The following is a 21578-nucleotide window of genomic DNA, read 5'->3' as shown; positions in this document are numbered from 1 at the left end:
CCCGTTGTGCTGGGCCGGGAGGCTCTTTGAGGATCTGTTAGCTTCCCCAGCCGCCCGCAGTCGGGGTGATGACGGTGACCGCCTCTCCCGGCCTCAGGATGGTCTGGTCACAGCCCTCAAGCTTTTGAATGGAGCCGTCCAGACGACGAACTTCCGTACGTCCGAGCTCGCCGTTTCCACCTCCTTCGAGACCCTTGGGCGTGATCGTGCGGTGAGAGGCAAGAATGGCGCAGTCCATCTCCTCCAGGAAACGCAAGGTCCGCCGTGTCCCGTCTCCGGCATGCCATTTGCCCGTGCCTCCCGATCCCTTGCGGATGTGAAAATCCTCAAGAAGCACCGGGAAGCGGAATTCCAGAACTTCCGGGTCGGTCAGCCGGGAGTTGGTCATGTGGGTATGGACGCCGTCTGTGCCGTTAAAACCCGGTCCGGCGGGGGAGCCGGAGCAGATGGTCTCGTAATACTGATAGGTATCGTTGCCGAAGGTGAGGTTGTTCATGGTGCCCTGGGCGTTGGCCATGGCGCCAAGGGCGGCGAGCACCGCGTTGGTGACATGCTGAGAGGTCTCCACATTGCCCGCGACGACGGCGGCGGGATAGGAGGGGCGCAGCATGCAATCGTCCGGAATGACGATCCGGATCGGCTTCAGACAGCCCGCGTTCATCGGGATGTCTCCTTCCACCATCACGCGGAAGCAATAGAGAATGGCGGCGCGGGTCACCGGTTCCGGTGCGTTGAAATTGTTCGGTTTCACACCGGTGGTGCCCGTGAAATCGACGGTGGCCTCCCGGTTTTCCTTGTCGACGGTGATCCTGACCTTGATCAGCGACCCCTGGTCGGTCGGATATTCGTATTCTGAATCCTTCAGGGCCTCGATTACCCGGCGCACGCTTTCTTCCGCGTTGTCCTGAACGTGCCCCATGTAGGCCTGCACCACGTCAAGCCCGAAATGGGTCACCATTTTTCGCAGTTCCTGAATGCCCTTTTCGTTTGCTGCGATCTGGGCGGAGAGGTCGGCGACATTCTGATGCGGGTTTCTGGCCGGGTAGGGATGATCCGTCAGAAGCTCGACCAGTTCCTTTTCGCGGAAATGTCCCCGGTCGACGATCTTGAAGTTGTCGAACAGAACGCCTTCCTCGTCGACATTGGTCGCCCGCGGGGTCATGGAGCCGGGTGCCGAACCGCCGACATCGGCATGGTGTCCGCGCGATGCGGCCCAGAACAGGATTTCCTTGCCGTGGTCGTCGAACACCGGGGACACCACGGTGATGTCGGGCAGATGGGTGCCGCCGTTGTAGGGGGCGTTCAGGGAAAATACGTCGCCCGGTCTGATTCTGCCTTCATTGAGCTTGATGATCGTCTCGACCGAGCGGTCCATGGAGCCCAAATGCACCGGCATGTGCGGTGCGTTGGCCACGAGCGCGCCGTCGGCATCGAAGACGGCGCAGGAAAAGTCCAGACGCTCCTTGATGTTCACGGAATAAGCCGTGTTCTGCAGCGTCACGCCCATCTGCTCCGCAATGGACATGAACAGGTTGTTGAACACTTCCAGCATCACCGGATCGGCATGGGTTCCGATGGCTTCGGCCCGTTTGAGCGGGACGATCCGTTTCAGGATGACGTGATCCTTGGCGTTGATTTCCGCCTGCCAGCCGCTTTCGACGGCGATGGTGGCATGCGGTTCGATGATGACGGCGGGACCGGTAACTTTCGTGCCGGGTTTCAAGACGTCGCGTTTGTAGATCCCGGCCGTGTGCCATTCGCCCTCCGAGAAGAGCTCCATTGAGGTAACGGGTGCCGGATCGTCGGACGAGAGTGTGAGGTCCGGTTCGGTCAGACCTGCTCCGCCACCCGCCGTTTCGACTTCAAGCGCTTCAACGACAACGGGCTTGTTCTCGTAGGCGAAACCGAATTGCTTCTTGTGGGCGTCTTCGAAGGCTGCCCGCATTTCATCGACGCCGCCGAGAGGAACCGGTAAAGGCGTATCGGTGCCGTCATAACGAAGATGAGCGGTCGCCGTTGTCCGCTGTTCTGCTGCCGGTACCGCCTGCCGGTCCAGTTCTGCCTCGGTCCGGGAGGCCAGGTGGTCGCGCAGTTCGGCGAGTTCTGGAAGAAGTTCCTCCGTCAGGGTCTTGACCACCGCCTGCTGCCGGCCCGCCCGGATATCGGCAAGTCCCATGCCGTAGGCGGACAGAATGCCGGAGAAAGGATGCAGGATCACGGTCTTCATGCCGAGGCTGTCGGCGACACGGCATCCGGTCTGGCCACCGGCGCCGCCAAAACAGGTCAGCGCATACTCGGTGACGTCGTAGCCGCGCTGGACGGAAATTTTCTTGATGGCATTGGCCATGTTCTCAACGGCGATTTTCAGAAAACCGTCGGCGACTTCCTCCGGAGACCGGCCGTCACCGATTTTCGCCGCCAGATCCGCGAATTTCTGGCGGACGATGTCGCCATCCAGAGGCTGGTCCTGGTTCGGGCCGAAAATCTTCGGAAAGAAGTCCGGCGCAAGCTTGCCCGTCATGAGGTTGGCGTCCGTGACCGTCAGAGGGCCGCCGCGACGGTAGCAGGCCGGGCCCGGATTGGCGCCGGCAGAGTCCGGTCCCACCTGAAAGCGGCCGTCGGCGTAATGCAGGATCGAGCCGCCGCCGGCTGCCACCGTGTGGATCATCATCATCGGCGCGCGCATGCGTACGCCGGCCACTTCCGTCTCGAACGCCCGCTCGTACTCACTGTCGAAATGGCAGACATCCGTTGAAGTTCCCCCCATGTCGAAGCCGATGATCTTGTCGTAGCCCGCCATGCGCGAGGTTTCGACGGCGCCGACGACACCGCCCGCGGGGCCAGAGAGGATCGCGTCCTTGCCCTGAAACAGGTCTGCGGCGGTCAGACCGCCCGAAGACTGCATGAACATCAGCCTGGGGCCTTCGCCAAGTTCTTCCTGAACCTGGTTCACGTAACGGCGCAGGATCGGCGACAGATAGGCATCCACCACCGTGGTATCGCCGCGCCCGACGAGCTTCATGAGCGGCGAGACCTCGTGCGAGACGGATATCTGCGGGAAACCAATCTCCTCGGCGATCTTTTTCAAGGCCTGCTCATGCGCCGGATAGGCATAGGCGTGCATCAGCACGATGGCGATGGAGCGGATGCCGGCGTCCCAGGCCGCCTGCATTTCAGTGCGGGCCTGCGGTTCGTCCAGCGCAGTTTCCAAAGTGCCGTCAGCGCGCACGCGCTCGGTGATTTCATAAACGCTCTCGTAGAGCAGTTCAGGCTTGACGATCTCCTTGGCGAAAATGTCCGGACGGGCCTGATAGCCGATCTCCAGCGCATCCCGGAACCCCCTGGTGATGAACAGGGCGGTGCGTTCTCCCTTGCGTTCCAGAAGCGCGTTTGTCGCTACGGTCGTTCCCATTTTTACCGTCGCGATCCTCTCGGAGGGGATCGGCGCGCCTTTTTCAACGCCGAGAAGCTCCCGGATGCCCTGGATGGCGGCGTCCCGGTAGGCCTCCGGGTTTTCCGACAGCACCTTGTGCGGGTGAAGCGTCCCGTCCGGAGCCCGTCCGACGATATCGGTGAAGGTGCCCCCGCGGTCGATCCAGAAGTCCCACTTGGCTGTCATGCTTGTTTCCTTTGCTTTGACCTTGCCGGGTTCCGAGCGGCACGCCCGGCTGTTCCGGCTTGAGTGTCCATTCAAACTACGTTGACATTTTATCGATAAAATGTCGATGAAAAATTTCGCATACCCTGGCCGGCTTGGAACCCAAGGAATGGATGACTTGGCGCCTGAGGGCGGATGTCTAGCGCGCGGTCTTCCAATGCATCAGTTTCAATCCACTTGCACCCCAGCCAAAGCGTTGGGAAACGGTCGCTTCTTCGTCCTCGCCGAAAGCCGCGACTGCTTCGTCCGTTTCCCTCCGGGAGCAGTGGACGACCAGGAGCCAGTCTCCGTCAGAGGGCTTCATTCGCCGCAACTCATCGATGTTCTCCACTGCATCGAAGTTCGCCGGTTCGCGCAGGTAGTAGGCCAGGGCAGGGGCGGCGAAGCCTTTGTAAAGCGTGAGCCGGTCACCGGGTGACATGTGCTGCTTGTAATCCGCCACGATTTCCCGCCACTCGGGCCGTATCTTCTGAAAGAGCGTGAACTCGAGCTCTGGATAAGTGAGCGCCAGTGTGGCGGCAAAAACCGTTACGGGGCCATATTTCGGAGCCAGTTTTTGCGCACCGGCGGCGGCCAGCAGCAGAAGACCTGGCCAGGCCGCGATCAGGTATCTGTCAAACAGGATCGGCTGGACCAGGACCGAATACAGGTAAGCCAGTGTCGCAGGGCCGAATGTGTAAGCACAGCAGACGGCAATGAGGCGCTTGAGAATTCTGCTTTGTCCGGATGTGCCGGCGGAACCGAAAAGACAGAAAAGCACGCCGGCCGCCGCCAGGGCCAGGAGTATCCAGAACAGCGTGAGCGAACCCGCCAGCCCAAAAGCCAGGGCGTTGAGAAATGCTGTGTCGGGGAAGGCAATCCAGAAGTCCGTTTGCGCAACCGACCGGGCGCGGTCTGCCAGAACGATCAGCCACGGCAGAAAGGCGAATGCGCTGACCGCCATGGCAAGGCACGCGTTCAGGGCGCGCGAACCGCGCAGAGATCCTGTTCTGAAGAGATCGCCGATGGCGAAGGCGGCGCATACAAGGCCCACGGCAGCGAAACCGAACAGGGCATAGATGTGACTGTAGAGAAACAGGGTACCGGCTGCGGCAAGACCGGTCAGCCAGAGAGGGGAAGGTTTTTCCAGAACCTTGAGAACGCAGAGCAGGAAGGCAAGGCCACAGGCCGCGAGCAGCGCGTACATGCGCGCTTCCGTTGAATACCAGATGTGAAACGGCGAGACGGCCAGAAGGGCGGCGGCCAGCAGACCGGTGGACCGCCCGTTCAAAATGGTGCCTGCACGAAAGAGCAGCCACACCGCGAGGACGCCCAGAAGGGCGGAGGGAAATCTGAGAGCGCTCTCGCTGTCCCCGAACACGGGCATGATCAGCCACAGGATGATATTATGCAGAGGCGGATAATTGTCTGCCGCGACGGAAGACAGCAGGTCGCCGAAGGTTCCGCTGGACTGGCTCCAGCTCACGGCCTCGTCATACCAGAGGCTCGTGCGGTCCAGATCGCGAATGCGCAGCAGCGCTGAGACGGCCAGAATGAGCAGCAGGATGAGGGGGCCGGCGTCCGGCCTTGAAAGCCTGTTTAAACGGGACTGTCGCACCTCCTATTTTCCTCCCAAGGGGTTTTGTTGGAACGCTACCCAATGCAGGCCGAGGAAAAAAGGTTCTTTCTTGCAGAGGTTTTTGGCGACGTTTTACCGGCATTATGTTGATAATTTGGCTGTTGGATCTACTCTCGCACTTCCAACGCATCCGGAGGTCTGAAAATTGACGGACAAGCCAGAAGAGAAAACGGGCGCAGCCATCGGCCCCGTCGTGTCCGCAGCGCATCTCGCCTCGGGGGCCATGCCGGCTCTGTCCGAGATCGAGTTTGCCGTCACGATGATGGTCAACGCCTATTACCGATGGATGGTTCGCGCGATGACGGCCAGCGGTTCCGAAGGGCTGGGGCCGCTGGATGTGCAGGTACTCCATTCCGTCAACCACAGGGGGCGGGCCAAGACGCTGTCCGACATCTGTCTGGTCCTTAACATCGAAGACACCCATACGGTGACCTACGCCCTGAAGAAGCTGGAAAAGGCCGGTTTGATAAGTTCCGGCCGCCGGGGCAAGGAAAAGACGGCGGAAATCACCACGTCGGGCGAGAGTGCCTGTCTGGAATACAAGCGCCTGCGCGAGGCCCTGCTGGTGGAGCCCATGAAGGCGCTGGGCCTCGACGAGGGTGAACTTTCCAAACTCGCGGCAACGCTCCGTCTTGTGTCCGGCAATTACGATCAGGCAGCGCGTGCCGCCGCGGCCATGTGAAACCGCAACGGAGTCTGCACGGGCGCAATTCATTTGTTGAATATTCCAAAATTTCTTGTAAGGTCGAATTATGGAAGATCAGGATGCTGTACGCGCGCTGGGCGCGCTCGCTCAGGACGACCGGTTGGCGGCGTTCCGACTGCTGATGACGGCCGGTCCGCAGGGCTTGCCCTCCGGCACGATCGCGGAAAGGCTGGATATTCAACCGACGCGCATGTCGTTTCATCTGACGACTTTGGAGCGGGCGAACCTGCTGACGACGCGCCGGGAGGGACGGCATATTCTCTATGCCGTCGACTATCAGCGGATGCGCAAGCTTCTGATGTTCCTGATGGAGGATTGCTGCGGTAACGATCCTGCCGTCTGCTGTTTCTCCACCGACGCTTTCCAATTGCCGAAAGGCATCTGACAGGACCTTCCCTGATGACAATTACGATTTATCACAATCCGAAGTGCGGAACGTCGCGCAACACGCTTGAAATGATCCGCAAGTCCGGCATTGAGCCGCAGGTGATAGAATACCTGAAAACGCCGCCGAGCCGGGACGAGCTTGTGGATCTGATCGGCCGCATGGGCATTCCCGTCCGCGATCTCCTACGCCAGAAAGGCACGCCCTACGACGAGCTCGGGCTTGGTGAGGACAAATGGTCCGACGATCAGCTGATCGACTTCATGATGGAGCATCCGATCCTGATCAACCGGCCGATCGTCGTCTCTGAAGAAGGCGTGCGTCTTTGCCGCCCGTCGGAGAAGGTGATGGAGTTGCTTCCTTCCGATATCGGCAGCTTCACCAAGGAAGACGGTGAGGTCGTCAGGTCGGGAGCCGCTGATGCCTGAAATCGATGTGGAGAAATTTGAACTTGCAAATGTGTCGGCGGAAGATCTTCAAGCGGTGACCCGTGACCGGGTTTGCGCGCCTGGCCACCTGACGCATCCGCCCCGGGTTCTCCTTCTTTACGGATCGCTCCGGGAACGGTCCTGCAGCCGGTTTCTGGTTCAGGAGGCCGAGCGGTTGCTGAAGGCATTCGGGGCCGAAACCCGGATTTTCGATCCGTCGGGCCTGCCTTTGCCCGACGACGTGGACGACGGCCATCCAAAGGTTGCCGAGTTGCGGGCGTTGTCCACCTGGTCGGAGGCGCATGTCTGGTGTTCGCCGGAGCGCCATGGCGCCATGACCGGGGTCCTGAAGACCCAGATCGACTGGATACCTCTGAGCACCGGGGCCATCCGTCCGACGCAGGGAAAGGCGCTGGCGCTGATGCAGGTCTCGGGCGGGTCGCAATCCTTTAACGCGCTGAACCAGATGCGGGTTCTGGGCCGCTGGATGCGCATGGTGACAATTCCGAACCAGTCGTCCGTGCCCAAGGCGTATCAGGAGTTCGACGACAATGGCCGCATGAGACCCTCGCCGCTTTACGACCGGGTGGTGGATGTGATGGAGGAGCTGATGAAATTCACGCTGCTCACGCGTGAAACATCGGACTATCTTGTCGACAGATACTCCGAGCGCAAGGCGCAAAGGCAAGAGGTGTCGGCGTCGGAAACGGCGGCAATGGGCGTCGCACGCTGACAGGGGCCGGCGCAAACGCGCGCCGGAGCAATCCCTTTTCAAACGACACTTGGCCGGACGGCTCCCTGCCGGTTGCTGCTGGTATCAGGCGGAAGGCTCGGATGGCGGGGTGTCAACCGCCTTTGTCATCCGTGTCGCATACTGGCTCAGTTTGGGGGGCAGCGCTGTTTTCTGCGAAGATTGCCGAGCGGCCTGGATTTGCGGAAACCAGCGGCCGCCGGACGTGTTCAGCGGGAAAACCGGGAAGTTCGCTTCGTGTTTTTCAACCGTATCGGGCTTGCCGAACATGAACCCCTGCACAAGGTCGCAACCGGCGGCGCTCAACAGGATTGCCTGCTCCTCGGTTTCAACGCCTTCCGCCGTGATCGTGACATCCAGAGACCGGCCCAACCCGACAATGGAGGTCACAATCGCGTCGGTGCTGGCATCCTTGCCGAGGTTCTGGACAAAGGCCTTGTCGATCTTGATCTTGTCGAACGGAAAAAGGCTCAAGTAGCTGAGCGACGAATAGCCCGTCCCGAAGTCGTCCATCGCGATCGAAACGCCCAGGTCGCGGATCTGCCGGAGGGTTTCGATCACCGCGTCCGTGTTCGAGATCAGCAGGCTTTCCGTTATCTCGATTTCAAGGCGTTTCGGGTCGAGCTGCGAATTTTGAAGCGCCTGGGCAACACGCTTGTGGCTTTCGCCCGCAACGAACTGGGCCGCGGACATGTTTACCGCGACACGGCGTTCCGTATTTTCCCAGTGAGCAGCTTCGAAGCACGCGCGGTTCAGGACCCAGGTGCCTATTTCTTCGATCAGACCCGTGTCTTCGGCGATCGGTACGAAAACATCCGGCCGGATCGTGCCTTTGGAGGGGTGTTCCCAGCGGATCAGCGCTTCATACCCCTTCAGAGAGCCATCCTTCAGAGAGTACTGAGGCTGATAGGCGAGATGGAACTGGTCGAACTTCAGCGCTTTGATCAGCCCGTTCTCGATTTCCTTCCGCTTTTTGGCTTCCGCGTCCAGTTCCGGCGTGTACCAGGAAAAGGTCGACCGGCCGCTGTGCTTCGCCCGGTAAAGGGCCAGGTCTGCGCAATGCAAAAGGCGTGTGGCGCGCCACGAGCCGTCGGTCGCGCGGGCGATGCCGATGGACAGGGAAAGTTTGATTTCCCTGCCGTCGATGACACAGGGAGCCGCTGTTGCCGCGATCATTTCCGTTGCCAGGCGGGTCATCCGGCCCGTGTCGGAGGTCGTTGTCAGCATGACCGCGAATTCGTCGCCTGACAGGCGGGCGACGAGATGGTTGGCGAAGACCGTTGTCAGACGTTCGCCGACGATCTGAAGAAACACGTCGCCGATGCCATGACCGTGGGTGTCGTTGATTTCCTTGAACTTGTCGACGTCGATCAGCATCACGCCGATGTTGGATGCCTTTGCCTGTGCCAGCCGCAAGGCCTCGTTCAGGCGTGCATTGAAGACAGCCCGGTTGGGCAAACCGGTGAGCGTGTCGTGATGGGCAAGGTACTGGATATTTCTGTTGGTTCTGACCTGATCGTGGAACCTCATCCACAACAGGATCCCCGCAAACACGAAGGAAGCCAGGCAAAGACCTCCTACCGCGGCGGTGATGGACCTCATCGGTTGCGCAAGGCTGGTCAGGAGTTCCGATTGCGTGACCAGCACCAATAGCCCCGGCATGGCTTCGGAAGCGTCTTCCGGACGAAAGACCATAATCGCATGCGCGCCGAAACGGCCGTACCACGTCATGTCCGGAATGGCCGTGAGCGCCTTGTTCGAGGTCAGTGCCGCCCGCGCTTTTGTCAAATCGTCCGGGGACAGGAGCAGGTTGTTTTCATACCAGTCGGGAACACCGCCGACCGGGTCCGGTGCGCCAGTAAACACGACGGCGGCGTCCACAACCGCTGAGGTTCCACTGTTCAATTGCAGACTGTCCTTCAACCTGGCGAATTGATCCGGCCGAAGGTGCGGCGACGAGGTCTCCGGGGTGGAAAGCCGAAGACCGGACAAATGGGCGGGAGGTTGTCTTTTTCTTTTTTCCTCAAGAGTTTGGAGGATGTCTCGGATGTCGTTCTTGTGGGGGATGAAAGCCTGTTCGAGACCTCGGACCAGCAGCCACTGCGTCAGGAGACGGTTGCTCGCATAGACACCCAGCGCCAGCAACAGGACCAGCGACATCGAAATGAAGAAAATGACAATGTTTCTTTTCGCCAAGGAGCTTGCCATACGGCACGATACCGTCATCGTAATAGGTGCTGGGAGAACCCTAAGTCGAAAATCTTTAACCATCATGAATAGCAGGCTAACGCTGGGGTATGGACCCAAAAATTTTAGTTTTCAGATCGACCGGGACATGGCTGTATCCAAGACGCAAAAATCTCAGGGAATCCGGGAGGTTTTCAAGATCTTGTAACGCGGAAGAGAGTCATTTTCCGATCGATCCGAAGGACGTCAATCCGGCTTTCGAGAGCCGCGTCAAAGCCTTTGCACCATGCACCCGCTTGGTTCTGCAGGCTTTTCCTCGCTCTCCTGTGCCGGATTGACACCTGAAAGCCGAATTTTGCGGGTCCGAACCCCGGGGCAGGAAAGAAACCCGAAAAGCCTTTTCCACGGATCGCTCGGCTCCGGCGGCTGTTTGCATCCCATGCCGCTGGCCAAATTTCTCCGGTGCCGATAAGACTAGGAAATGGACCCATGAATTTCAGCTTGCAGGCGTCAATCCGGCTTTGGAAAGCAACGTCACAGCCTTTGCGCCATGCCTCCGCATGGGTCCGCGGGTTTTCCAACTTCTCCTGTGCCGCATTGAAGTCTCCAAGCTGAACTTTGTAAGCCCGTACCCCACGGGACGAGGATGAGTTTCCGGCACTGGCTGGTTCGCCGACCGGCCGGGCCCGGTGATGCGGGAGCAGACTGGTGAGCGTCTGGAGCAGCATTGGCAGTATTGTCAGCGCGATTGGAACCGGTGGTGCGCAAATCGCGGACCGGCTCGTGCAACTCGTGCTGGCCCGTCCGGAGGGGACGAACAGCGTCGGTTTCACGGTCGCGATGATCGCCTTGTCCGCCAAGATGGCGAAGGCCGACGGTGTCGTAACGGCCGATGAGGTGATCGCGTTTCGAGAGCTGTTCGATGTGCCGCCGAAAGAAGAGAAAAACGTTGCCAGGCTGTTCAATCTCGCGCAGGAAGATGTCGCCGGGTTTGAGGTCTACGCCAAGAAGCTCGCAGATCTTTTCCCCTATGATCGCAAGACCTTGCTGGATATTCTCGATGGACTTTTTCACATTGCCAAAGCTGACGGCATCGTTCACGAGAGCGAAATAGGCTATCTTACGAAAGTTGCAGAGGTTTTCGGGCTGGAAGAGCGAGAGTTCTCGAAAGTTCTGGCCCGGCACGTGCGCAGTGACGGCAACCCTTACGAAGTCCTGGGAATGGGCCCTGAGGCAAGCGACGCGGAGCTGAAAGCCCAGTACCGCCGTGAGGTTCAGGAGACCCACCCCGACCGGCTGATCGCAAGGGGCGTGCCGGAGGAATTTGTCAGAATCGCGAACGACCGGCTTGCGGCATTGAATGCGGCCTGGGCCAAGATCAGCGCGGAAAGAGGACTATGAGCGTAGCGACAGATACTGGTGTGAAAGCCCGGATTCATCCTTCGCCCAATCACGGCCGGCGGGTGCAGGGCGCACCGATCGATATGGTCATTCTGCATTATACGGGAATGCAGTCCGCGGATGCCGCCTTGCAAAGACTTTGCAGTCCCGAAAGCGAGGTCTCAGCCCATTATCTGGTTCATGAGGATGGCGCGATCCTGCAATGCGTTCCCGAATCCAGGCGGGCGTGGCATGCCGGCGCAAGCTTCTGGAAGGGAGAGACCGACATCAATTCCAGATCGATCGGCATCGAAATCGTCAATCCCGGTCACGAGTTCGGATACCGGCCTTTTCCGGAACCTCAGATCGAAGCCGTGATCGCACTCGTCGGGGACATCTGCCACCGCCACGGCATTCACCCGTGGATGGTACTGGCTCATTCCGATATCGCGCCGGACCGAAAGGAGGACCCGGGCGAATTGTTCCCCTGGGACCGGTTGGCGGAAGCAGGCATCGGCCTTTACACGAAGCCCTTTCCCATAGAGCCCGCCGGTCTGCTGATGCAGGAAGGCGACAGCGGCCAGCCTGTGGAGGCGCTTCAGTCGATGCTAGCGCTTTACGGCTACGACATCGACATCACGGGCAGTTTCGACGTCAAGACCCGGCAGGCCGTCACCGCCTTTCAGCGCCATTTCAGACCCGAAACGGTGGACGGGGTCGCCGATCAGTCCACTGTCGAGACCCTGAATGCGATGTTGCGCAAGCTGCCGTCTTTCAGCGGATAAAACACCTGTCCTAACCACCCGTTTTCGCGTAGTAGTCCGCGCGCCATTCTCGCATCGCGGCTTCGAAACGGGGAACGAGACTGCGATGCCTCTTGTGGAGATAAAGGTAAGCGGACATCTTGGGAGTCAGACTTCTTCTGTACAGGATGTCCGGCTTTTCCTCGATATGGCTAAAACTTATTGAGTCGATCAGCAGAGCCGGGATACGTCCCGTTTCGAGCATCTTCATGCCAGCCGAGTAATCATCCACGACCAACGGGAAGGCATGTGGCGGGAACAGATCCTTATGCCATTGATAGCCGCGCAGCACTCCGATCTGCCGGCCGTGCAGCCGGTCGAACGAAAGCATGTCTGCGGAGGTGCTGACAATCAGGCCATATCCCTCGACGATGGGGACAGGCACTCTGACACCCGCATCACCGATCGTTTGCGCGTACACCAGGACGCGGCCAAGGTCTCCATCCAATTGAGCGTTTTTCATCATGATGGTGGCACGGCTTGGCGGAATTTTGCTGATTTCGATGCAATGCCCGACATTTTCCAGTTTCGACTGGAGGCTTTCGGCGATACGCGGGTCCAGGTTCTGCATGGAGAGTGAAAACTGCAGGCAGGTTTCGGCGGCCTGGACGGTACTGGCCGGGAGAAGCCACTTCGCTGTGAGCGACAGGAATAAAAACAGCGCCCTTGGGGTCATGTATGCCTTTGGCCTGCCCGAACGTTTCGTTGCTTACGCTTCGTAATGATCGGTTCATCGTAGACGGCAGGGATTAACGGAAATACAAGCGGCTGGTTCCCGCCAACTTTCCTTTAATCGCCGCCTGCCACAAATTTTCCAATCGCAGCCATTTCATTGCCCAGGTTACGGCAGATTCCCGTCGCAAATGGATGTATTTGCCGTTTTTTGGCGAGAATTTTAGGAAAATCGAGAGATTTTTTGAAACAATTCGTGATTACGGGGCGCCCATTTTTGGTCCCATCGCTCCGGCATTTCTCCGCCCCCGACAGACATCAACAAAACAAAAGGGCTGGACGAATGTTACGGTCATTCAAGAAACTCACTGGGGCGCTTTGCCTTTTCGCCTGTGCATCAATTCTCTCCGCGCCGCTGGCGATGGCTTCGGGTGGCGACGCCGAAACCGATCCGATCATTCGCTTCTTTGTCGGAGACAGGCAGTCGGACAAGACATCCTCCGGAACCGGGGCCAAGACGTCGGCGAAAGCCACCGGAAAACGGACGGCGTCGGACCGGAAGTCCAACTACGCGAAACTGATCCGGAAAGCCGCCGCCAAACACGGCGTGCCGGTCAAGATCGCCAAGGCTGTCGTGGAAGTGGAAAGCAATTTCAACCCGAGAGCCCGTGGACGCGCCGGGGAAGTCGGTCTGATGCAAATCAAGCCGGCCACGGCGCGCGGTATCGGGTACCGGGGATCGACCAAGGCGCTTTACGATCCCGCGACAAATCTCGAGTGGGGCATGAAATACCTGGCCGGCGCCCACAAGCGCGCCAACGGCGATCTGTGCGGCACCATCTTGCGCTACAATGCGGGCCATTACGCGAAGCGCATGAATCCGGTCAGCCGTCGCTATTGCACCAAGGTCAAACAGATCATGGCGTCCAGCTAGGACCCGCCCTGCGAACGGCGCTTGCGTCAGATCCCGACCCGCCGGAAAACCGGCGGGTTTTTCTTTGTTCGAAAGGCGGGTTCAGGCGAACTTCTGCTTCGCAGCCTTGATGGACTTCGGGACAGGGCTCTCTTCAGGAACGTCGGCGGCCGGTAAGGGCTGGCCCAGTGCCGAGGTAACCGGGACGACCCCCGCCCAGACAATCGATCCGAGATCTTCGTCGTCGTCCACCGGGCCTCCGGTGCGGATCTTGGTGCTTACGTGTTCGATGTCCAGAACGAGGACCCCGGTTGCCTTGTGTTCTTTTGCCGTCATCTCACGGCATTCGTCCCACCGGCCGGGCAGCAGATGATCGGTGATGGCGGAAAGTGCCGCGATCTGCTCCTCCCGATCCTCCACCAGCCGTGCGGTGCCGTGGACGATCGCGCAACGGTAATTCATCGAATGGTGAAAGGCGGAGCGGGCCACGACAAGTCCATCGACAAGGGTAACCGTCAAGCTGGCCGGAACACCCGATGCGTTGTGCTTGACGATCCGCGTCGTGCTGGCTCCGTGTATGTAGAGTTTGTCGCCGATCCTTGCGTAAGCCATCGGGATAACCATTGGGCGGTTTTCGTGAAGAAAGCCGACATGGGCGACCATCCCGGCATCCAGGACCTCATAGGCGAGACCGCGGTCGTAACCGCCTCGTTTCATCTGCCGGATCTTCGCATAGTTCGGATGGTCGGCTGCCTTGCGCTTTTCAATGGGCCGCATGGGTTGCTCCTGAAATCGATTATTCCCGTCGTGTTGTTTGCGCGATATATTGGTTCTGTGAAAGATCCGGTTTTTAAAAAATGAAAGAACCAGTTTTGGCAAAGCCTCCGCTGTTGGCCGAAGGCATCGTGACCGTCGACAAAATGGGCGAGATCCCGTTGCCCGAGCAAATCTACAGGGCGATCAGGGATGCGGTCCGGTCCGCGGTGTTGCGGCCGGGCACGAAACTGCCATCGACCCGGCGCCTGGCCGCCGTGCTCGACGTTTCCAGAAACACCGTCAACGCGGCCTATGGTCTTCTGCTCGCAGAGGGCATCGTTTCAGTGCGCCCCGGCTCGGCACCAAGGATCACCGAAGACCTGCCTCCCGAAGGGGCATCGGTTTCCCTGTCAGGATCGCCTGCCGCACCGTTGCTTTCCCGGCGTGGCGAGACCATGGCGGCCAACCTGCGCGGCAGGGGATGGGGGCACCGGTTCGGTGCCTTTCAGCCAGGAGCACCCGCGCTCGACTGTTTTCCGTACGAGGAATGGGCAAGGTGCCTGCGCAGGGCGGCGCGCCTGGAGCGCGGCGCCGATCTGCTTTACCGCAATTTTGCCGGAGTTCCCGAGCTTCAAAAGCAATTGGCGGCTCATCTGGCTGTCGAACGAGGGGTTCACGCCGAACCGGAACAGATCCTGATCACCAGTTCGATGCAGTCCTCGCTGACCCTGGTGTCCCAGGCTCTTGCAGATGCAGGCGACAGTGCCTGGCTTGAAGAACCGGGCTATGTTGGCGCGCGCACCGCCTTTCACATGGCGGGTCTTTCCATCCATCCTCTGCCGGTGGATGGCGAAGGAGCCGACATCGCAAAAATGCCCGCCGCTGCCGCGGCACCCAGGCTGATTTACGTGACACCGTCCCATCAGTTTCCACTCGGCGCACGAATGCCGCTGGCCCGGCGTCTGGCTCTGCTTGAGGCCGCGCGCACAGGCGGGGCCGTCATCCTCGAAGACGACTATGACAGCGAATTCCTGTTTTCCGGCCGACCCGTGGCCGCCCTCTTCGGACTGGCCGAGGAAGGACAGGTGATTTACCTGAGCACCTTCTCGAAAAGCCTTTTGCCGGGAATGCGCGTTGCCTACTGCGTAGTGCCGCCTGCGCTCGTGGAACCGCTCGCACAGGCCGTACGCAACTTCGGGTGTGCTGCAAATGTCCAGGCACAGGCGGCCCTGGCGTCTTTCATGGACAGCGGCGGCTATCGCAAACATCTGAAGAACATTCGCCAGATCTATCAGGCACGAGGCAGCCTGCTCGTCGAAACCCTGAAGGAAAGGCTTGGAAATTCCATTGAGGTTGACCGGCCGACCGGCAATGTTCAACTGGCGCTGACCTTTAGGCAGCCGCGAGATGACGTGGCTCTGGCGCTGGAAATGCATGAGCGCGGTTTCGCCGTCTCGCCGCTCAGCAGCTACTATATCGGCAGTGAAAAACGCTCGGGGCTCGTGGTCGGTTTTGCCGGTGCGACGGAAAAACAGATCGCCCAGGGCGTGGAAGCCCTGGGCGATCTGCTTGCGAACAAAAGAGCGGGCTGAAAACCGGCAGGCTTCAAAGCCGCATTTTCGGAACGTCACCGCGGACGATCAGATTGGCTTCAGTCGCCGAAATGACGTCGTCGACGGAAGCATCCGGGCCGGTCTCCTTCAGGACCAGGCCGTCTTCGGTCGGTTCGATAACGGCCATTTCGGTCACGATCAGGCTGACCCGGCGCTTCGCTGTCAGAGGCAGATTGCATTCTTTCAGGATCTTCGGTTTGCCCTTGGCGGTATGAACCATGGCGACGATCACATGCCGCGCGCCGGCCACAAGGTCCATCGCGCCGCCCATGCCGGGAACCATCTTGCCCGGGATCATCCAGTTGGCGAGAAAGCCGCGCTCGTCCACCTGCAGGCCGCCGAGAACGGTCATATCGAGGTGACCGCCGCGGATCAGGCCGAAACTCATGGCGCTGTCGATCGAGGCGGCGCCGGGAACAGCGGTGACGAAGCCGCCGCCGGCGTCGGTCAGGTCGGGATCTTCCATGCCTTCCGGCGGACGGGCTCCCAGGCCGATCACGCCGTTTTCGGCCTGAAAGAAGACATGGACGTCGCTGGGAAGGTAGTTGGCGACAAGGGACGGCAGGCCGATGCCAAGGTTGACCAGGGTTTCCGGTTCGATTTCCTGCGCCACGCGGCGGGCGATGATTTCCTTAGTTTCCATCAGGCTCCCTTTCCAAAAGATGATCCACCAGGATACCGGGTGTCTTGACGGCGTCGGGTGAAATGACACCGAGCGGAACGATATGATGCGGTTCGGCGATCACCGTCTTGCCCGCCAGAGCCATGATCGGGTTGAAGTTGTGCGCTGTCAGGGAATACTCGAGATTGCAGACGTAGTCCGCGCGATAGGCCGAGAGCAGGGCGAAGTCGCCGTGTATCGGCGTTTCCAGGAGAAAATCCTTGCCGTCGACAGTGACCTTCTGCTTGCCCTCTTCGACGATCGTTCCGATCCCGGTCGGGGTCAGAATTCCACCAAGGCCGACCCCGGCGGCCCTGATCCGTTCCACCAAAGTGCCCTGTGGCACGAGGTCGACATCGATCTCTCCCGCGATCATCTTCTGCTGGGTTTCCGGATTAAGACCGATATGGGAGGCGATCACTTTGGAAATGCAGCCCGCCGAAATCATTTTGCCGATCCCGCGTCCCGGCATGGCCGTGTCGTTGGCGACGACGGTCAGATTTTTCGTGCCCCTTGCGACAATGGCGTCGATCAACCTGTGCGGCGTTCCGACCGCCATGAAGCCGCCGATCAGGAGTGTGGCCCCCTCCGGAATGAGCTCCGCGGCTTCTTCCGGCTTGATAGCATATTTCATGAGTGCTTCCCCGAATTGCGCTCGTACAGAGTGACGTTAGCCTTAGTTCAGGAACTTTGAAAATGAAGATTGTGCGACGCGGGACGAAATTTCGCGGTGAAACCGATTACACAGTGGATTGTTGGCTCACACCTGAATTCAGAACGCTTTCCGCCGCGTATTCGGCTGCCTGGCGTATCCTGTCCGCGCTTTGTCCGCTGCGCGCCATGGCATTGAGGCCGAGCAAAGTCGTCATCACGAAAGACGTCAGAGCACTTGCCTGATCCCGTCCGGCAAGCTTCGGATTTGCCGGATGTGTTTCTTCCGGAATGGCCGCGGCGATGCGTGCCTCCAGGGCATTCATCTTTTCCCTGACGAGTTCTCCGTCACGGGAGGCCGTGCAGGACAGGTCGGCGGCTGACGACAGCAGCAGACAGCCGCGCGGGGTGTTCTCTGTCATGAAGTTGCCTGCGTAGCGCAAGAAGCGGGCGACGGCCTCACGCGGATCTTTGGAGCACTCCAGGTTTCGAAGGATCGACTCGGTGGCCCGGTCCCAGTAGGTGTTCAGGACGGACGCGAAAACGTCGTCCTTCGAACCGAAAGAGGCATAGAAGCTGCCGCGCTTGATGCCGGCGGCCAGTTGAAGATCGTCCACCGAGGTATGGTTGTACCCCTTGGTCCAGAATACCTGAAGAAAAGCGTTCAGCGCTTCGTTCAGGTCAAAGGATTTCGGACGTCCCGCCATAGCGCCTCTGTTTGAGGGAGGCCGGCGCTTTCGCGCCGGTACCCCTTCGTCTTACTCCGCCGCGTTGACCGCCGGGCTCCAGTCGTATTTACGGAACGGGGCATCGACCGGCGTGTCTGCCAGATGGTTGACGTAGTTTGACATGACTTTCTGGGCAAGGCCAAGGACGATGTCGAGAACCTGACGTTTCGTGAAACCGGCGGCGATAAACGCATTGACGTCGGAGTCTGTCACTTTTCCGCGCTGACGGACGACCTTCAGCGTGAACTGGCGCAAGGCTTCGAGTTTTGCGTCCGCGATCGGAGAACCGGAGCGGAGCGCTTCGATAACGCCGCCATCGACTTTCTGCATGTGGGCGATGGCCGTATGGGCGGGCACGCAGTAGTGGCAGCCGTGTTCGACGTTGATCGCCATCCAGACGACGGTTTGCTCCGCCGTGGACAGGCTGGTCTGCTGAAACAGCTCATGGAGCTTCTGGTAGGCTTCCAGATGCTGTGGCGACTCCGCCATCACAGCGTGCAGGTTCGGAATCATGCCGAAGGCCTTTTCCGAGGCCTGGAGAAGAGCATTGCTCTCCTGAGGGGCGGTTTCCTTGGTGTGAAGCGTGAACTCGGTCAATTGTCTCTCCTTGAAAAATGTTCGCTGGCGATCGTGCCGGCACAACGCATATGGGTATTCTGTACTATATAGTCAAAAATAGAAAACGGTTCAAAAAAAGCAGAAAACCGCCATTTTTCCTTCTGCTCAAGAAAACGTGAAACTGCGTCAGACCGGCTTTTGTGAAACCGGCTTTAGCCGATGGAGCCGTCCTCACGGATGAAAGGCGGACCGGGTGGCAAATCCGGGGGGCGGACAGCGCAGAGCAAGCGGTGTCGCTTGACCTTGAAAACAAACCCACTTAAGTCCGCAAGCGCCAGTCGGTCGGACAGCCGCTGCCGCAAGCGCCGAAAGGCCGCGGGGGAGGAAAGTCCGGGCTCCATGGAAACACGGTGCCGGGTAACGCCCGGCGAGGGCGACCTTAGGGAAAGTGCCACAGAAAGCAAACCGCCCGGGTCAGGGTCGGAAGACCTTGTCCGGGGTAAGGGTGAAAGGGTGGAGTAAGAGCCCACCGCGCAACTGGTAACAGCGGCGGCATGGTAAACCCCACCGGGAGCAAGACCGAATAGGGACAGCAGGACCTGGCAACAGGTCCAGGCCGGTTTCCAGGCCGGCTGTCCGGGTAGGTTGCGCGAGGCGTCTGGCAACAGGCGTCCCAGATGAATGGCTGTCACGTCCGCGCAAGCGGGCCATACAGAACCCGGCTTACAGGCCGGCTGGCAAATTTTGCTTCAGGAATTCAAGGAATAAATTCCTGATTGGCGGCAACGGAGCCGCGGATGTCGACGAGAGCGCTGCGGAGAAGGTCCTGGCGCTTGTGGATGGAGGCGGGCAGACGCCGGACACCCTTGAAACGGATGGCAGCGCAGGCAGTGACTCCGACGATACGGATTCCGATGACGCTGATCGCGACGACAGCGATGCCGACACGGGCGGTGAGGGCGACACCACTCGAACGACAGGCAATGGCACAGCCGACGTGACCGCGGCGACCGCGACCGTGGCAACCACCTGGGCCTGGGGAGAGACCGGACGGTGACGGGTTTCGATCCGGCGACGGCGGCGGCAATATCGTCTTCACCGTGGCGCCGTACAATCAGACGGTCACGCTTGAAGGGTTTACCCCGAGCGATCTTTCGGCTTCGAACTTCACGTTATTTCACGCGCCTACGGAAGAAAGCTCTTCCGTAAGTGTTGTGTTGTCGCTCTACAGGTTCTCTTCCGTGAATTATTCAAAATCATGGTGAAACTGTAAAAAGTTTTAATAAATTTTAACAGTTCTCTCTTTTTCGGGCTCGGATTTCTGCTTAACGTTAAAGCGTTGTGACGAGGCAGAGGGAACCGAATGGGCGAGACCTTCGAAGGCACTAAGGCAGCGGGGCTGGCGCTAGAGACTGGATGGGTCGGAAACCAGTTTTCTGCGGCCCGAGACCGGAAAGACTGCCTCGCCCCTTTCCATATCATACGTTCTTGGTGGCCGAGATGATCGCCGGTCGAAAAGGCGGTCTCGCCCGTGAGGAGCGTTGGAACGGTTTCGGCGCAGACGGTTCTACCGCGCTGGATGGTGCGGCCGATGTCGGTGAAGCGGATGCCGGCAAAAGCCGAGCGGATGTCGTGTTTGCCCTTGCCTGGGGACATGACGAGGTTGTAGCCGATTTCGACCCGCGGACCGGGATCATAATCATTGACAGGCTCGGTGAGGCAAAGCTCCAGTTCGCCGAAACCGCCACCGGTGTCATTTTATCGGTGCCATCGAACAATCAGGCTTTAACTTTGGCTGGCCTGAAACTCCGAGACCTGAGGACCAGTAATTTCAGAGTCTCCGACGACGGTGCAGCCGGGGAAGTCCTGGAAGCGATTGCCACAGCCTTAATGGAGCCGGCGCCTGGTGAAACGGAACGCGCCACACGCACGAAATCCGGGGCCGAGTGGGACGGATGTGGCGTTGTCTACGACAATGACGGGGCCAATCCTCCGGTTCCGAGTGGGGTCAGTGACGCTGGCGGTGTAACATGGCCAGCGGATTTCAGCGCCGATGACATCATCGGTTTCAACCCGGTTACCGACACGATCGATTTCGACAGTCCGTCCGCAAATGGCGCTGTCCTCAACATGACACCGGTTGGTGAGGCGATTATCGACGATCCTCGCGGACCAGAGATGCAAATCCTGCAGGGAATGCTTTTGTCGGACCTGTCGGCCGAGAACTTCGGGCATGTGAGTCACAAGCATTTGCGTCTGGATATCGGCGGAATTCTTTCCTGGGAGAAGGGGCTGGGGCCCCGGAAGACCGACACGGTCTATATCCGGTCGCATGAATATGGTGTCACGCAGATCATTGAGGATTTCGACCCGCTCACGCAAAAAATCAGCTTTCTCTATTTCGGAGGGCGCTTCACTCGCGTTGAAGACACGCCGGGCGGTATGGAGATCAGGTCGTTGCCGAGTGGGCAGAAATTCATCTTTTCCGGTGTGACCAAGGCCGATCTCGTTGCACGAAATATGGAATTCCGATGGGATCAGGTTCTGGCTGACAACCTTGCGGATGCGTTCGGATTGGATCCGGATGATGTCTATCTCGTCTCGACCAAAAGACTTTTGACACCAAAAGGGCCCGGTGGTGCGCCGGCAAAGACGGACCGGGATCATAGCAGACAGGAAGCGGCCTCGGAAACAGGAACCACTGAGGCGGCGGAGATCGAGGGGGTGCCTGGTGCCGCTACGTCATCGAGTGCCCCCGAGGCAAAGGACGATGACGTCTCTGGGGCGGACCTTGATACGAGCCGGAAATTTCAGGACTGGGGTCGTGAGTTTGTCGCTCTCTCCTTAAATCCGGAAGAAGACATGTTGGATTTTCGCGACCTCAGGCCTTCAGGCCGGCAAATCAAGCCCGTCGGCCGCAAAATCCTGGTCCGAGCCAAAAAGAAAAGAGGTGACGCCGCTCAGGTGAAGACCCGGAACAATACCGACACGCTGATGTAAGCTAGAACGAACACGAACCAATTCGTCTACCGGTTTCGTGCCGGCGATCAAATGCGGCTGAAAGGAAAGCGATCGACTTGGGCTTCCTGCTAGGAGAAGTGGGGGAACAT

Annotated in this window: 19 protein-coding genes and 1 other RNA gene; 11 read left to right on the top strand and 9 right to left on the bottom strand. The window is 59.4% G+C overall.

Annotated elements, in window-relative coordinates; genetic code table 11:
- Nucleotides 1-37: 37 nt before the first annotated feature.
- Entirely contained in the window at nucleotides 38-3619 is a 3582-nt protein-coding gene (locus JF539_RS15105) for a hydantoinase B/oxoprolinase family protein (protein ID WP_207141487.1), read from the bottom strand.
- 178 nt (nucleotides 3620-3797) lie between these two features.
- Nucleotides 3798-5255, bottom strand: a complete 1458-nt coding sequence (locus JF539_RS15100) for a glycosyltransferase family 39 protein (RefSeq protein WP_207141486.1) — start codon at nucleotides 5253-5255, stop codon at nucleotides 3798-3800.
- Nucleotides 5256-5499: 244 nt separating this feature from the next.
- On the opposite strand from JF539_RS15100, the gene JF539_RS15095 reads away from it, so the two are divergent.
- The 4 genes from JF539_RS15095 to arsH all read left to right on the top strand — a co-directional run bounded on the left by JF539_RS15095 (nucleotide 5500) and on the right by arsH (nucleotide 7528).
- Nucleotides 5500-5958: a winged helix DNA-binding protein gene (locus JF539_RS15095; protein ID WP_209017337.1), complete on the top strand. Its 459-nt coding sequence runs from the start codon at nucleotides 5500-5502 to the stop codon at nucleotides 5956-5958.
- Nucleotides 5959-6028: 70 nt separating this feature from the next.
- Complete coding sequence (locus JF539_RS15090) at nucleotides 6029-6367, top strand: ArsR/SmtB family transcription factor (protein WP_207141484.1); 339 nt, start codon at nucleotides 6029-6031, stop codon at nucleotides 6365-6367.
- A 14-nt stretch (nucleotides 6368-6381) separates the two neighbouring features.
- Entirely contained in the window at nucleotides 6382-6795 is a 414-nt protein-coding gene (arsC, locus tag JF539_RS15085; protein WP_209017304.1) for an arsenate reductase (glutaredoxin), read from the top strand.
- Nucleotides 6788-7528, top strand: coding sequence for an arsenical resistance protein ArsH (arsH, locus tag JF539_RS15080; protein ID WP_207141483.1), 741 nt, complete (start codon nucleotides 6788-6790; stop codon nucleotides 7526-7528). Before arsC ends, arsH begins: the two co-directional genes overlap by 8 nt.
- Before the next feature lie 84 nt (nucleotides 7529-7612).
- Here the strand turns inward: arsH and JF539_RS15075 are convergent, their stop codons facing one another.
- Nucleotides 7613-9742 (bottom strand): putative bifunctional diguanylate cyclase/phosphodiesterase, encoded by a 2130-nt coding sequence (locus JF539_RS15075; RefSeq protein ID WP_209017303.1) that lies wholly within the window; start codon nucleotides 9740-9742, stop codon nucleotides 7613-7615.
- 699 nt (nucleotides 9743-10441) lie between these two features.
- Between JF539_RS15075 and JF539_RS15070 the strand changes: the two genes are divergently transcribed.
- On the top strand, nucleotides 10442-11134 hold the full coding sequence (locus JF539_RS15070) for a TerB family tellurite resistance protein (protein ID WP_207141481.1): 693 nt from the start codon (nucleotides 10442-10444) through the stop codon (nucleotides 11132-11134).
- Nucleotides 11131-11898, top strand: a complete 768-nt coding sequence (locus JF539_RS15065) for an N-acetylmuramoyl-L-alanine amidase (RefSeq protein ID WP_207141480.1) — start codon at nucleotides 11131-11133, stop codon at nucleotides 11896-11898. The genes JF539_RS15070 and JF539_RS15065 overlap by 4 nt, the downstream gene beginning before the upstream one ends.
- Before the next feature lie 10 nt (nucleotides 11899-11908).
- On the opposite strand, the gene JF539_RS15060 is transcribed toward JF539_RS15065, so the two are convergent.
- On the bottom strand, nucleotides 11909-12592 hold the full coding sequence (locus JF539_RS15060) for a transporter substrate-binding domain-containing protein (RefSeq protein ID WP_207141479.1): 684 nt from the start codon (nucleotides 12590-12592) through the stop codon (nucleotides 11909-11911).
- A 339-nt stretch (nucleotides 12593-12931) separates the two neighbouring features.
- Between JF539_RS15060 and JF539_RS15055 the strand changes: the two genes are divergently transcribed.
- The gene (locus JF539_RS15055) at nucleotides 12932-13522 is read left to right on the top strand and encodes a lytic transglycosylase domain-containing protein (RefSeq protein WP_236042489.1); all 591 of its coding nucleotides are present in this window, start codon (nucleotides 12932-12934) and stop codon (nucleotides 13520-13522) included.
- Between the two features lie 81 nt (nucleotides 13523-13603).
- On the opposite strand, the gene JF539_RS15050 is transcribed toward JF539_RS15055, so the two are convergent.
- On the bottom strand, nucleotides 13604-14278 hold the full coding sequence (locus JF539_RS15050) for a pyridoxamine 5'-phosphate oxidase family protein (protein WP_207141478.1): 675 nt from the start codon (nucleotides 14276-14278) through the stop codon (nucleotides 13604-13606).
- Nucleotides 14279-14406: 128 nt separating this feature from the next.
- Here JF539_RS15050 and JF539_RS15045 point away from each other — a divergent pair, with 128 nt between their 5' ends.
- Nucleotides 14407-15849 carry a PLP-dependent aminotransferase family protein gene (locus JF539_RS15045; RefSeq protein ID WP_209017302.1) on the top strand — a complete coding sequence of 481 codons (1443 nt, stop codon included), beginning with the start codon at nucleotides 14407-14409 and terminating at the stop codon, nucleotides 15847-15849.
- A 13-nt stretch (nucleotides 15850-15862) separates the two neighbouring features.
- Here JF539_RS15045 and JF539_RS15040 read toward each other — a convergent pair whose 3' ends face one another.
- The 4 genes from JF539_RS15040 to JF539_RS15025 all read right to left on the bottom strand — a co-directional run bounded on the left by JF539_RS15040 (nucleotide 15863) and on the right by JF539_RS15025 (nucleotide 18507).
- Nucleotides 15863-16513 carry a 3-oxoacid CoA-transferase subunit B gene (locus tag JF539_RS15040; RefSeq protein WP_207141476.1) on the bottom strand — a complete coding sequence of 217 codons (651 nt, stop codon included), beginning with the start codon at nucleotides 16511-16513 and terminating at the stop codon, nucleotides 15863-15865.
- The gene (locus JF539_RS15035) at nucleotides 16503-17165 is read right to left on the bottom strand and encodes a CoA transferase subunit A (RefSeq protein ID WP_207141475.1); all 663 of its coding nucleotides are present in this window, start codon (nucleotides 17163-17165) and stop codon (nucleotides 16503-16505) included. The genes JF539_RS15040 and JF539_RS15035 overlap by 11 nt, the downstream gene beginning before the upstream one ends.
- Nucleotides 17166-17271: 106 nt before the next feature.
- The gene (locus tag JF539_RS15030) at nucleotides 17272-17889 is read right to left on the bottom strand and encodes a TetR/AcrR family transcriptional regulator (protein WP_207141474.1); all 618 of its coding nucleotides are present in this window, start codon (nucleotides 17887-17889) and stop codon (nucleotides 17272-17274) included.
- Between the two features lie 51 nt (nucleotides 17890-17940).
- Nucleotides 17941-18507, bottom strand: a complete 567-nt coding sequence (locus JF539_RS15025; RefSeq protein ID WP_209017301.1) for a carboxymuconolactone decarboxylase family protein — start codon at nucleotides 18505-18507, stop codon at nucleotides 17941-17943.
- Between the two features lie 295 nt (nucleotides 18508-18802).
- Here JF539_RS15025 and rnpB point away from each other — a divergent pair.
- The 3 genes from rnpB (at nucleotide 18803) to JF539_RS15010 (ending at nucleotide 21468) form a co-directional block, all read left to right on the top strand.
- An RNA gene (rnpB, locus tag JF539_RS15020) (RNase P RNA component class A) lies at nucleotides 18803-19210 on the top strand.
- A gap of 93 nt (nucleotides 19211-19303) precedes the next feature.
- Nucleotides 19304-19525, top strand: a complete 222-nt coding sequence (locus JF539_RS15015; protein ID WP_207141473.1) for a hypothetical protein — start codon at nucleotides 19304-19306, stop codon at nucleotides 19523-19525.
- A 443-nt stretch (nucleotides 19526-19968) separates the two neighbouring features.
- Nucleotides 19969-21468 (top strand): hypothetical protein, encoded by a 1500-nt coding sequence (locus JF539_RS15010; RefSeq protein ID WP_207141472.1) that lies wholly within the window; start codon nucleotides 19969-19971, stop codon nucleotides 21466-21468.
- Nucleotides 21469-21578: the final 110 nt, after the last annotated feature.

This window comes from Roseibium aggregatum, from assembly GCF_017309185.1.
Classification (GTDB): Bacteria; Pseudomonadota; Alphaproteobacteria; order Rhizobiales; family Stappiaceae; genus Roseibium; species Roseibium aggregatum_B.
The sequence above is the reverse complement of the archived record's forward strand: the minus strand, read 5'-3'. Positions and strand labels throughout refer to the sequence as shown.

Coding starts and splice junctions, on each gene's coding strand:
- JF539_RS15060 (WP_207141479.1), bottom strand. CDS start 12,592: ATGACCCCAAGGGCGCTGTTTTTATTCCTGTCGCTCACAGCGAAGTGG.
- arsC (WP_209017304.1), top strand. CDS start 6,382: ATGACAATTACGATTTATCACAATCCGAAGTGCGGAACGTCGCGCAAC.
- JF539_RS15050 (WP_207141478.1), bottom strand. CDS start 14,278: ATGCGGCCCATTGAAAAGCGCAAGGCAGCCGACCATCCGAACTATGCG.
- JF539_RS15040 (WP_207141476.1), bottom strand. CDS start 16,513: ATGGAAACTAAGGAAATCATCGCCCGCCGCGTGGCGCAGGAAATCGAA.
- JF539_RS15055 (WP_236042489.1), top strand. CDS start 12,932: ATGTTACGGTCATTCAAGAAACTCACTGGGGCGCTTTGCCTTTTCGCC.
- JF539_RS15010 (WP_207141472.1), top strand. CDS start 19,969: ATGATCGCCGGTCGAAAAGGCGGTCTCGCCCGTGAGGAGCGTTGGAAC.
- JF539_RS15095 (WP_209017337.1), top strand. CDS start 5,500: ATGCCGGCTCTGTCCGAGATCGAGTTTGCCGTCACGATGATGGTCAAC.
- JF539_RS15030 (WP_207141474.1), bottom strand. CDS start 17,889: ATGGCGGGACGTCCGAAATCCTTTGACCTGAACGAAGCGCTGAACGCT.
- JF539_RS15090 (WP_207141484.1), top strand. CDS start 6,029: ATGGAAGATCAGGATGCTGTACGCGCGCTGGGCGCGCTCGCTCAGGAC.
- JF539_RS15065 (WP_207141480.1), top strand. CDS start 11,131: ATGAGCGTAGCGACAGATACTGGTGTGAAAGCCCGGATTCATCCTTCG.
- arsH (WP_207141483.1), top strand. CDS start 6,788: ATGCCTGAAATCGATGTGGAGAAATTTGAACTTGCAAATGTGTCGGCG.
- JF539_RS15035 (WP_207141475.1), bottom strand. CDS start 17,165: ATGAAATATGCTATCAAGCCGGAAGAAGCCGCGGAGCTCATTCCGGAG.
- JF539_RS15105 (WP_207141487.1), bottom strand. CDS start 3,619: ATGACAGCCAAGTGGGACTTCTGGATCGACCGCGGGGGCACCTTCACC.